At 59.4% G+C, this 10879-nt stretch carries 13 protein-coding genes; all 13 read right to left on the bottom strand.

Annotation, left to right across the window (positions count from 1 at the left end):
* Nucleotides 1-253: 253 nt before the first annotated feature.
* On the bottom strand, nt 254-988 hold the full coding sequence (locus tag V3W31_09890; GenBank protein ID MEE9615238.1) for a hypothetical protein: 735 nt from the start codon (nt 986-988) through the stop codon (nt 254-256).
* A gap of 86 nt (nt 989-1074) precedes the next feature.
* Nucleotides 1075-1908, bottom strand: a complete 834-nt coding sequence (locus V3W31_09885; protein MEE9615237.1) for a radical SAM protein — start codon at nt 1906-1908, stop codon at nt 1075-1077.
* 1 nt (nt 1909) lies between these two features.
* Nucleotides 1910-2626, bottom strand: coding sequence for a ribonuclease III (gene rnc, locus V3W31_09880; GenBank protein ID MEE9615236.1), 717 nt, complete (start codon nt 2624-2626; stop codon nt 1910-1912).
* Nucleotides 2623-3930: a tRNA (N(6)-L-threonylcarbamoyladenosine(37)-C(2))-methylthiotransferase MtaB gene (gene mtaB, locus V3W31_09875; GenBank protein ID MEE9615235.1), complete on the bottom strand. Its 1308-nt coding sequence runs from the start codon at nt 3928-3930 to the stop codon at nt 2623-2625. Before mtaB ends, rnc begins: the two co-directional genes overlap by 4 nt.
* Entirely contained in the window at nt 3927-5015 is a 1089-nt protein-coding gene (gene mnmA, locus V3W31_09870) for a tRNA 2-thiouridine(34) synthase MnmA (GenBank protein MEE9615234.1), read from the bottom strand. Before mnmA ends, mtaB begins: the two co-directional genes overlap by 4 nt.
* Before the next feature lie 66 nt (nt 5016-5081).
* On the bottom strand, nt 5082-5456 hold the full coding sequence (nifU, locus tag V3W31_09865) for a Fe-S cluster assembly scaffold protein NifU (GenBank protein MEE9615233.1): 375 nt from the start codon (nt 5454-5456) through the stop codon (nt 5082-5084).
* Nucleotides 5457-5474: 18 nt separating this feature from the next.
* Entirely contained in the window at nt 5475-6683 is a 1209-nt protein-coding gene (gene nifS / locus V3W31_09860) for a cysteine desulfurase NifS (GenBank protein MEE9615232.1), read from the bottom strand.
* Between the two features lie 53 nt (nt 6684-6736).
* Nucleotides 6737-7198: an Rrf2 family transcriptional regulator gene (locus V3W31_09855; protein ID MEE9615231.1), complete on the bottom strand. Its 462-nt coding sequence runs from the start codon at nt 7196-7198 to the stop codon at nt 6737-6739.
* Nucleotides 7199-7336: 138 nt separating this feature from the next.
* Nucleotides 7337-7882, bottom strand: a complete 546-nt coding sequence (locus V3W31_09850; protein ID MEE9615230.1) for a CDP-alcohol phosphatidyltransferase family protein — start codon at nt 7880-7882, stop codon at nt 7337-7339.
* A gap of 44 nt (nt 7883-7926) precedes the next feature.
* The gene (locus V3W31_09845) at nt 7927-8541 is read right to left on the bottom strand and encodes a GNA1162 family protein (GenBank protein MEE9615229.1); all 615 of its coding nucleotides are present in this window, start codon (nt 8539-8541) and stop codon (nt 7927-7929) included.
* Nucleotides 8538-9293 carry a hypothetical protein gene (locus V3W31_09840; GenBank protein MEE9615228.1) on the bottom strand — a complete coding sequence of 252 codons (756 nt, stop codon included), beginning with the start codon at nt 9291-9293 and terminating at the stop codon, nt 8538-8540. The genes V3W31_09845 and V3W31_09840 overlap by 4 nt, the downstream gene beginning before the upstream one ends.
* Nucleotides 9290-10249: a tRNA (adenosine(37)-N6)-dimethylallyltransferase MiaA gene (gene miaA / locus V3W31_09835; GenBank protein MEE9615227.1), complete on the bottom strand. Its 960-nt coding sequence runs from the start codon at nt 10247-10249 to the stop codon at nt 9290-9292. Before miaA ends, V3W31_09840 begins: the two co-directional genes overlap by 4 nt.
* Nucleotides 10246-10879: DNA mismatch repair protein MutL (locus tag V3W31_09830; GenBank protein ID MEE9615226.1), on the bottom strand; the 634-nt coding region annotated here is incomplete at its 5' end. The genes V3W31_09830 and miaA, both read right to left, overlap by 4 nt.

The raw sequence follows: 10879 nt of genomic DNA, 5'->3' as shown, positions 1-10879 counted from the left end.
GGTCCCGAAGCCGTACGCCCCGGAGCCGTCCTTTTTTACCCTGAGCCACCAGCCCTCGGACGTCCTCATGACGATCGCCCCGCACTCTTCGACGGAGGGTATTTGCTCCGAGGCCGCAGGGGCCGGCAAGGCTAAGGCAAAAAACACCGATACCACGAGGAGCAGCCCTTTCATTTACGTTTTTCCCTTCCGGCGCTTAACTTCACCGGTGAGCAATGTCCACCCTACAACGCTGTAGCAGGTCCCGAAACAATTATTTGCTCCCAATAGCTTGAGCTAACAGCTGTTCCGAACAGGCATTCCCGGCCTCTACGAGCATCTCTTTCAGACGTTTGCCGCCGTTGGCCTGCAACTCCTCGAACGTTGGGCTGGTCGTGGGATCGTCCCCTACCACCTTGCAACCGCCTTGCCATACGATTTTGGAATCTTCTATGCGTATCAATCTCGCACGAGCTTGATACGCAAGGCGATAATGAGACCAATCCGTCGGATAGTAGAATAGAAGCAACCGTGTAGTCTTGAAATCGACAACCATTCCCGTTTCGAAGGACGCCTTAAGATCATCAACCCTATCGCTATCTTGAACATCTGAAACAGTCCGGAAATTACCTGCTCGAAGCTGCCGGGTTAAGCCGGAAAGAAACTGATTCTTTATCACCACTGCCGGGTCTTGGAGAGAATACGCCTCCCACATCTTCTCTCCACCACTCTTTCCTGCCTCTATGTTTAACAAGGCTCCCATAGCACCGCCGCCAAGTATGGCGGTCTTACCGGGCGTTCTCGCTTCGAACCTGGCTCGCGGGTAATGAACCGCCCATAAAACGGCGGCATTTTTTACCTGATCGATTTCATCGCTTTTTAGCGGTCGGCCTGTGGTGGCGCAACCGTAACATAAGAAGGAGACTGTTACCACAAGTAGTGCATGGCCCGTGAAGCCGAATGCAGCCGCTTTCCTTCTCCTGCAGACCTGCATGTTTACGAGTGACATTGCCACCTCCCTGTCCCAGCGTGGAAACACACCGAGACGTTATGGAACCACCGGTACCTTGAGAAGCAACCCTTTCATTTGCGTTCTTACGTTTGGAGGCCTTTCCCCACAAGGTCCCTCAGCGCCGGATGGTAGGGGCCCGCGACTATACTCTTCTCCAGGTCTTCGGTGGGCTGCAACCCGACCCGTATGACCTTTATGCCCGTACGCTCGAAAACCCCCATCGCCTCGCTTAAGACCCCGACCATCTCATCGAGCGGCCAGGGCGTGTACTCCCCCCTCTTATATATATCATAAAGCGGGGTGTCCTTCATAACGAGCGCGGGGTAGAGCCTCACGAAGTCGGGTTTTAACGCCGCAGCCTTACGGGCGGTATCGACTATGGAGTCAACCGTGTCGCCGGGAAGGCCTGGCATGAGCTGAAGCCCGACGCTCAGGCCCGCTTCCCTCAAGAGCCCGACGGCGCGGACCGTGTCACCGGCCGAATGGCCCCTGCCGGATTTCTTCAGCACCTCATCCGACATGGACTGCACGCCGATCTCCACGGTCTCGACCCGGTACTCTTTTAAAAGTTTTATCGTGTCGGGTGAGATGTAGTCGGGCCGGGTCGATACGCGCAGCGCGTCAAGCCTGCCGGAGAGGACGAACTCGTACGCGGTTTTTAAATACTCCCTCTGGAGCTCCGGAGAAAGGCCGGTAAAGGTCCCGCCGTAGAAAGCGGCTTCCTTACTGCCGTTTCCTCTCCCCCCCTTCCATGTCGAGAGATACTTTTCTATCATCTCGTGGACCTCTCCGGTGGCGGGCAGCGCCTCAACGCCGGTTATACCCGCCTGGTCGCAGAAAACGCACTGGTGCGGACAGCCGCCAAAGGGTATGAAGACCGGTATTACGAGTTTTCTTTCTCTCCCTTTTCCTGGCACTCTATTCCGTCGAGGCTTCTTCCTCTTTAAGGGTTTCGAGCGCCTCGGCCGCGGCCGCCTGCTCGGCGTCCTTCTTCCTCGGGCCCGTGCCGCTGCCGAGCGTCCTCCCCCCAACAGAGACCTCCACCGCAAAAAGTTTTCTGTGCGGCGGTCCCTCTTCGCTCACTACCGTGTAGAGCGGCCCCTCCTTGAAGCGGTCCTGGCTGAGCTCCTGGAGCCGGGGCTTATAATCGAAGTGCCCCGCCGCCTCCAACGACTCACCTATCAACGGTGAAAAAACTTCTTCCACGAACGAAAAGGCCTCGTCGTAGCCCCGGTCGAGGTAGACGGCGGCTATTAGGGCCTCGAAGACGTCGGCCAGCATGGTGGGGTTCTCCGCCCCGCCCGAGCCGAGCTCTCCCCTGCCCATAAGGAGGAACTCCCCGAGCTTCAAACCCTTCGAGAGCCCGGCGAGAGTGCGCTTATTGACGAGCTTCGACCTCGTCCTCGTAAGCTCCCCCTCTTCCATCTCCGGGAACCTCTCGAAGAGAAGGTGGCTCATGACGCTCGACAGCACCGCGTCGCCCAGGAACTCGAGCCGCTCGTTGCATTCAAGATCCCCGGCTGCCGTCTCGTTCAGATACGAACGGTGCACGAAGACGGTCTCCAGCAGTTTTCCGTCCTTGAACGAGAAGGGTAAAGTACCCTCGAACTCCTTTAACGCATCTTCTCTCTTCATACCCTTCCCGTCATGCCCCTTTCTCCCGCTTCCGTAAGCGTCACCCTTACCTCTTTCCTCTTTAGCCCGTCATCTCCGCCGAGGAATACCGGTATGTAGTTGCGGCTCCGGCCCTTCAAGAGCCCGGTCTTTCCGTCCCTCGCGGACTCGACGAGCACGTGCGTCTCTTTACCGAGAAACTCTCCGTAGAACCCGTCCCTCTTCAACGTATCGAGATCCTTCAGCCTCCGACACCGCTCCTTAATGACTTTTCCGTTGACCTGGCCGGGCATCCCGGCGGCCGGAGTGCCCCTTCTTTTTGAGAACGGGAATACGTGCAGATAGGATACGGGAAGGTCTTTAAGAAGGTTGAAGGTATTCTCGAACTCGCGCTCGCGCTCGCCGGGAAAGCCCGCGATAACGTCAGCGCCTATCGAGATCCCCGGCACGGTTTCGTGGAGTTTTGAAACCCTCTGGGCGAAGAAGCCGCGCGTATAGGGCCGGCGCATCGCCTTCAGTATGGCGTCGTCCCCGCTCTGGAGCGGAAGATGGAGGTGGTTGCAGACCGTGCCCGCCCCGGCCATGAACTCCACGAGCTCGTCCGTTACCTCGTCCGGGTCGAGCGAGCTTATCCTGAAGCGGCACGGGTAGCGGTTCTTCTCTATCCCTTTCAGGAGGTCCGTTATTGTAAGGGTCGGCTTGAACTCCGCGCCGTATGCGCCGAGGTGTATGCCGGTGAGGACTATCTCCTTAAAGCCTTTCCCGATGAACCCTTCTATTTCTCTGAGACAGTCCTCGACCGGAAAACTCTTCTGCCTCCCCCGGGCCCTCGGTATTATACAGAACGTGCAACTCCTGTTGCAGCCGTCCTGGACCTTGAAGTTAACGCGCGTCCTGCCCCTGGGCTCCTTCACCCGGAGTGTGATGGGTGGGCCATCCTCCCACGGTCCGACGGCCTCCTCGGGCCCGTTCCTTCTCGTGCCCTTTTTAATATACTCGATCACCCTTCCCTTTTCCGGGTTTCCGACTATGTAATCCACCCCACCTATCTCCGCGACCTCGCCGGGCGAGACCTGGGCGTAGCAGCCCGTAACGATAACCACGGCCGATGGGTTTTTCTTCCGCGCCCTCCTTATAAGCTGGCGCGACTGGGAGTCGGTCCTGCCCGTGACGGTACAGGTATTTATTATGTAGGCGTCGGCCGGAGAGGAGAACGGTACGGTCTCCATCTCCGCCTCCCTTATCATCTCTTCGATGGCGGAGGAATCGTACTGGTTGGAGCGGCAGCCGAGCGTGGTTATGGCGACCTTCAAGGGTTCGGTCATTCGAGCGCCCCCTCTATCCACCCGCCTCCGAGGAGCTCGTCGCCCCGGTAGAAGACCGCGGCCTGGCCCGGGGCAACGGCCTTCTCGGGGGTTGAAAATTTAAGTTCAACACGGTCCCCGTCGATTGAGATGACGGACTCGACGCCGGGGTGCCTGTAGCGTATCTTAACCGTAACGCTCTCCCCGGCCGAAGGCGCACCGTTTATCCAGTTTACATCCCTCGCCTTGAGCCCACCGGCGTAGAGCTCGTCCTCGCCTCCGACTATAAGGCTGTTCTTCCGCATATCCATGCCGAGGACGTAAAACGGCCCGTTGCTCAACTTTAACCCCTTCCTCTGGCCTACTGTATAACGGTATAGCCCCCTGTGCTCGCCGAGCACCGTGCCGCTTGTATCGACGATCTCGCCGGGCGGCATCTTGGCCTTCCCGGCAAGGAACTCTCCGTAACCCTCTTCGTCAATAAAACATATCTCCTGGCTCTCTTCCTTCTCCGCCGTCCGGAGGCCGAGCCCTTTGGCCCGCTCCCTCACCTCTTCCTTTGTAAGCGAGCCGAGCGGGAAGAGTGTTTTCCGGAGCTGCGGCTGGGTCATGGTGAAGAGGAAGTATGACTGATCCTTGGTGGGGTCCGTACCCTTGAGGAGTCTCATGGCGCCGTCCGTCTCCTCTATTCGGGCGTAGTGGCCCGTGGCGAGGTAGTCGGCCTCGAGCTCCATCGCCTTACGCATGAGCACATCGAACTTCATGATCTCGTTACACTTAACGCACGGGTTGGGGGTCTCGCCGGATAGGTAGCTCTTGACGAAGTAGTCGACTACCTCGCGCGTGAAGACCTCTTCGAGGTTTACGACGTAGAATGGTATGGAGAGGGTGGCGGCCACCCTCCGGGCGTCATAGAGGTCTTCGAGCGAGCAGCAGCTTCCCGACGTGGCGGCCCGGTCCCCCTCCTCCCCCTCCTCCCGGTCGGAGTAGTCCCAGAGCTGCATGGTCATGCCCACGACCTCGAAACCCTGCTCCATCAAGAGTGCTGCGGCGGTGGAGGAGTCCACCCCGCCGCTCATCGCAACTACTACCCTTTTCTTTTTCATGGAAGTATGGAGATAAAGAGCCGCTATGCGCCGGCGTAGTCGGAACGCACGCGCATACCGGCGGGTTTACTTCGAGTCTTCTCTCTTCTTGTAGTCTTCGATAGCGGCATGGAGCGCGTCGGCGGCGAGGTTGGAGCAGTGCATCTTAACGGGCGGCAGGCCGTCGAGGGCCTCGGCCACGCTGTTATTCGAGATCTTCTCGGCCTCGTCGAGATGCTTTCCCTTGACGAGCTCCGTGACCATCGAGCTCGTGGCTATGGCCGCGCCGCAGCCGAAGGTCTTGAACTTTACGTCCTTTATGACGTCGTCCTCGACCTTTATGGTGAGCTTCATTATATCGCCGCAGGCCGGGTTCCCGACCGTGCCGATACCGCTCGGGTCGTCCAGCTCCCCTACGTTACGCGGGTTGGAGAAGTGGTCCATCACCTTTTCGGAGTACATATCGTTATTCCCTTTCTTTTAACGGCCGCCCTTTTCCTGGAAGCTTATGTTGGCGGCCTTGCCCTCCGCCTCGCTCCACAGCGGCGACATGTTCCTCATCCTCTCGACTATGGGGGGCATCTTCTCCACGAGATAATCCACGTCCTCTTCGGTGGTGGAGCTGCCGAGGCTGAACCTCACCGAGCCGTGCGAGAGCTCGTGCGGGAGCCCCATGGCAAGCAGCACATGCGAGGGCTCGAGGCTCCCGGAGGTGCATGCCGAGCCGCTCGAGGCCGCCATGCCGAGCATGTCGAGGCTCAAGAGAAGTGACTCGCCCTCGACGAACTCGAAGCTCAGGTTCGCGGTGTTGGGTATCCTCTTATCGGGGTGGCCGTTCCGCTTGACATGCGGTATCGCCTCCATGAGACCCAGCTCGATCCTGTCCCTGAGCTTGGAGAGACGCTCGCCCTCCCCGGCCATCTCGCTCAGGGCCATCTCGCACGCCTTCGCGAGCGCCACTATGCCGGCCACGTCCTCGGTGCCGCCGCGCCTGTTCCTCTCGTGGTGCCCGCCGTGGATAAGGGGCACCAGCCTGACGCCCCTCTTGACGTAGAGGGCGCCCACGCCCTTTGGCGCGTATAGCTTGTGGCCGGAGACGCTCAGGAGGTCGCAGCCGAGATCCTTTACGTCAAGCGGCAGCTTGCCCGCCGCCTGCACGGCGTCGGTGTGGAAAACCACCTTCCGCTCCCGGGCTATCCTGCCTATCTCCTTTATGGGGAATATAACCCCGGTCTCGTTATTGGCGTACATGACCGTTATGAGTATGGTCTTCGGGGTTATGCTCTTCTCAAGCTCATTCAGGTCGAGCATGCCTTCCTCGTCGACGTCGAGGAAGGTCACGTCAAAACCGTCCTTTGCCAGCTGCTTGCAGGTATTAAGCACCGCCGGGTGCTCGACCTTCGTCGTTATGATGTGGTTGCCTTTGGCTTTTTTAGAAAATGCGACCCCCTTTATCGCCAGGTTGTCGCTCTCGCTGCCGGAACTCGTAAAGATCAGCTCCGGCGGGCTGCAGTTAAGAAAGCCGCTTACCGCCTCCCTCGCCTCGTCCACCGCCTTCCTCGGACCCCTCCCGGCCCAGTGGATACTCGACGGGTTACCCCACTCGCCGGTAAGGTACGGCCTCATGGCCTCGAAGACCTCCGGGTTTACCGGCGTGGTGGCGTTATGGTCGAAGTATATCTTTTTCAAAAATTCCTCCCGTAAATGTTTTTTCCGTTTTTGCCCTTCTCTCCCGCTCCGGCTCAGGCGGGCGGGCAGCGCACGTTATCCTCGGCCGGGCCTTCCCCGCCGTGGGCCTTTACCTCATGGCTCAACTCTTCTATGCTTATGGAGTTCAGGAACTCCTTTATCCTGTCCCCGAGCCCCTTCCATACTTTCTGCGTTATGCACCCGTCGCTTCTCTCGCACGCCTCGGGGTCGTCATCGAGGCAGGCCACCGGGTTAAGCGGCTCCTCGACCACCCTTATAACCTCCCCGACGCTTATCTCCGAGGAGGGCTTGGCCAGCACGTAGCCGCCGCCGGGACCCCGGACACTCCTTACCACGCTCCCCTTCCTGAGCTTTACGAAGAGCTGCTCGAGGTAGGAAAGCGAGATCCCTTCCTCCCTTGAAATATCCTTAAGGTTCACGGGCCTGCCGTCATCGTGAGCGGCGAGGTTTACCATGGCCCTCACGGCGTATTGACCTTTGGTCGTAAGCCTCATCTTCTATTCCCCGCTATTCTCCCCGCAGAAACGCACAATAACAGTCTAATATACCTTATCAAATTTGTCAAGTATTACCTCTCCGCAAACGCTAAAAAAGAAGGCCGAAGAGAGACCAGAGGGGGATAAAGCCCGCGCTTAACCCCTCCCCTTACGTGCGCCGACCTCCCTCCAGACGTAGTAAAAGCCGCTATAGACGGTAGCGGCCGCAGTGACAACGACGAGCCCCGTAAACAGCGGGTCGGGCTCGCCCGCAGCGAGTATGGCCATTATGACCGTTATAATCTGCAGCGTGGTGGTTATCTTGCCCTCTCTTGCGGGCACCACGTCTATCCTCTTCTCGGCACTCGCAAGCATTATGAAGCCTACGATGATGACCATGTCCCTCAAAATAACCAGCGTGCAGAGGAGCGGCGGCATCCAGCCCTTTATCGTAAGCACGATAAAGGCCGATATGAGGAGGAACTTGTCCGCCACCGGGTCCATGAGGGTGCCGAACTCGGTACTCTGGTCGAACCTCTTGGCGATAAAGCCGTCGAGCGCGTCGGTAATGCCGGCCGTGATAAAGACGGCCAGCGCCGCGTAGAACATCTCGTAGGCCACCAGGACCACGAACACCGGCACCAGCAAGAGCCGGACTATGGTCAGGACGTTGGGGATATTGAGCGTGGGGTATATGGACATGTGCGATCCCGGTCAGCCTGCGGTACGTCGTGAGCGATGCCCCCTTACGGGAGCCAGTCGAAGAATTTTTTCCCCTCCTCCTTCCGCGCGACCCTTACCGGCAGGGTCGAGAAGACCGCATCCACTACTCTGTGGACCCTCGGCTCGTACGCCTCTATTACCGAGAGCTTCATAAATTCCTTATCAAACCGCAGGTCCGACTCCTTGGTCTTGTACTTCGCCTTCCACAGCCTGGTGCCGCCCTTTGAGTAGAGCTTGAACGCGGCGCCGATCTTCAAGGAGGCGTAGTTGAGGAAGAGCCTCTCCCTCCATACGGTCATCTTCGTGTAGAGCACCGCGTCGGCATCGAAGAGCTCGCACATTTCGTCCGGGGAGAGCTTTTCGAGGCGTTCGGGGCTTATTCTCAGGTAGGCGTCGTTTACCCTCTCCGGGTTGACGATCCTGTAGCCCATGTTCAGGAGCCTTTCGGTGACGGTGTCCCTTAAAAGGCCCTTTACCTCCGCGCTCCCCCGCCTGCCCTCCACCGGGAGCACCAGCAGGGTTACGGGGCTCGCCTCGGCGTAGCCCTTCGAAAGCCTGTAGGGCACCTCCCTCGAGCAGGCCGAGAGGACCAGACAGAGAACAAAAACAGACAGCAGTAGTATCTTAACCCTTTTCATTCCTCCTCCGTGACGGTACTGCGGGCAGCCCTTACGACGACCCTGTCGCCCCCCTCGGGCACCACGACAAAGCGGTCCCCGGCTTCCCTGTCTATCCACTCCACGAGCGTCCGGGCCGTACCGGCCACCTCCACATCGACCTCGAACCTCTCCCTCGAAAACGAGCGATAGGAAACGTCCCTCACGATCTCCATGCGCCCGAGCATACGTTTAAGCTCTTCGAGCGCGGCGTAGTCCGTAACGCCGAGGACCGTGAGCGTGACGTTGGAGGTCTCCTCCACTCCCATGACCGTCATGGACCGCACCTCTTTCTTCAACCTCCTTATATCCACGCTGGCCTCTATCCATACGTGGTAGGCCTCGACCCCAACCCCCTCCACCCCCCCCGCGGGCTGCGGCGCATCCCCGGGCCGGGGCTCGGGTGGCGGAAACGGCGCATTGGCCAGATGGGTAATCCAGCCCATGGAAAGTATCCTGTAGTTGAGGACGTAGTCCCGGGCATTGGGGTATATGGTTACGTTGAGTATGCCGGAGTAGGCCTCGACGGCCTCCTCGGTCAGGACCTCTCCGAGCGCCGTTGTCACCGCGTCCTTCAATGCGTTTTCGAGGGCGAGGGCCCTTGTCTCCCGCTCGTCCTCAAGCCTGGGAGCGGCCCCCTCGGCCTCGACGGCCGTAATCTCGGAAAGGGCCGGCCGGGCATAAACGCCCGCGAGGAGAACGACCAGCGCCGCTATGCCGACCCTCTTTATCACCCGGACGCCGCGACCTCCACGGCGAAGTACTCCCTCACGACGGGGATTATAACGGAACTCTCCCCGGAAGTGAACCACCTTATATCCTTGTCCTTCTTAAACCAGGTCATCTGTCTTTTGGCGTAGTGCCTTGTATTCCTCTTTAAGAGCCGGACCGCCTCCTCGAGCGTACACCCTCCGGCCACGTGGTCTAACATCTCTTTATACCCCAGACCCTGCATGGACTTCAACCCTTCTTTATAACCCGCGCCATAACCCGCATCGATCAGGCGGCAGACCTCGGCAAGCAGACCCGCCTCCATCATCCCGTCCACCCGCCCGTCTATGTCGCGGTATAAAGCCTCCCTCTCCTTCACGAGCCCTATCTTGAGCAGGTCGAAAGGCTCTTCCCCGAAGCCGTGCTCGGCCTGAAGTTCCGATATCGGACGGCCCGTAAGGTGGTAGACCTCTAGCGCCCTTACGACCCTGTGGGTGTTATTGGGGTGCGTGCGGGAGGCCGAGACCGGGTCGACCTCCGCGAGTTTCCGGTGAAGCGACTGCCCGCCGTGCTCGGCGGCTTCCTTCTTAAGGCCGTCTCTGAACCTATGGTCTTCGCCGGGCCCCTCGAAGAGCCCTTCGGTCAGGGCGCGTATGTAGAGCCCGGTGCCGCCCACGACGAAAGCCCTCTTCCCGCGCGAGTCTATATCGTTTATCGCGGCCGCTGCGTCCTCCCTGAAGCGCGCCGCGGTGTAGTCGCAGTCCGGGTCCACTATATCCATAAGGTGGTGCGGTACGGCGCCGCGCTCCGCAGGGGAGGGCCTGGCAGTGCCTATATCCATCCCTTTATATACCTGCATGGAATCGGCGCTTACCACCTCCCCGTCGAAGACGCGGGCGAGCTCTATAGCAAGCCGGCTCTTCCCCGAGGCCGTGGGCCCAACTATTATAACTATCTTTATCCTGCCCGTACCGGTCATCCTCTCTTGAACATCCTCTCCACCTCTTCCCTCGTGACCTTCTTTACGACCGGCCTTCCGTGCGGGCAGTGTCCGGAAAAGTCCACCTCCGAGAGGTCCCTTAAGAGGGCCGCGGCCTCTTCCCCCGTAAGCGGCCTCCTGCCCCTAACGACACTGTGGCAGGCGACTCTTATGAACACCTCGTCCAGCTTTCTCTCGACGTTCGCGCTCCCGCCGAGCGTTGAAAGCTCTTCGGCAAGGTCGGTTACGAGCCGCCCCGCTTCCCTGCCTCCGAGCATCTCGGGCGCGGCCTTTATTATAAAGGTGCCGCCGCCCTTGCTCGTCGAAGAGCCGAACGGGGCCACCTCGAAGCCGAGCCTCTCGAGCTCGGCCATGGCGCCTTCGACGGCGGCCTTCTCGTCCGGGGCGGTCTCTATCCGTTCCGGGATAAGAAGGTACTGCGAGGGTACGGAGCCGGAACGGTACCCCTTCCTGAGCTTTTCAAACCTGACCCTCTCGGCCGCGCCGTGCTGGTCTATTATGAAGAACTCTTTAGCGGCCTGGGCAACGAGGAACTCGCCCCATAGCTGCCCCACGACCTCCATTGCGAGAAACTCGGGGTTTACCGTATCCCCGGACGGTTTTTGGAAC

Source organism: Thermodesulfobacteriota bacterium, assembly GCA_036482575.1.
GTDB lineage: Bacteria > Desulfobacterota > GWC2-55-46 > GWC2-55-46 > JAUVFY01 > JAZGJJ01.
Note: the sequence above shows the minus strand (reverse complement) of the source record. Positions and strands in the feature narration are given on the sequence as shown.

Excerpts from the sequence above, each read along its gene's own strand:
- V3W31_09890 (MEE9615238.1), bottom strand. The coding sequence starts at position 988 with ATGTCACTCGTAAACATGCAGGTCTGCAGGAGAAGGAAAGCGGCTGCA.
- rnc (MEE9615236.1), bottom strand. The coding sequence starts at position 2,626 with ATGAAGAGAGAAGATGCGTTAAAGGAGTTCGAGGGTACTTTACCCTTC.
- mtaB (MEE9615235.1), bottom strand. The coding sequence starts at position 3,930 with ATGACCGAACCCTTGAAGGTCGCCATAACCACGCTCGGCTGCCGCTCC.
- mnmA (MEE9615234.1), bottom strand. The coding sequence starts at position 5,015 with ATGAAAAAGAAAAGGGTAGTAGTTGCGATGAGCGGCGGGGTGGACTCC.
- nifU (MEE9615233.1), bottom strand. The coding sequence starts at position 5,456 with ATGTACTCCGAAAAGGTGATGGACCACTTCTCCAACCCGCGTAACGTA.
- V3W31_09855 (MEE9615231.1), bottom strand. The coding sequence starts at position 7,198 with ATGAGGCTTACGACCAAAGGTCAATACGCCGTGAGGGCCATGGTAAAC.
- V3W31_09850 (MEE9615230.1), bottom strand. The coding sequence starts at position 7,882 with ATGTCCATATACCCCACGCTCAATATCCCCAACGTCCTGACCATAGTC.
- V3W31_09845 (MEE9615229.1), bottom strand. The coding sequence starts at position 8,541 with ATGAAAAGGGTTAAGATACTACTGCTGTCTGTTTTTGTTCTCTGTCTG.
- miaA (MEE9615227.1), bottom strand. The coding sequence starts at position 10,249 with ATGACCGGTACGGGCAGGATAAAGATAGTTATAATAGTTGGGCCCACG.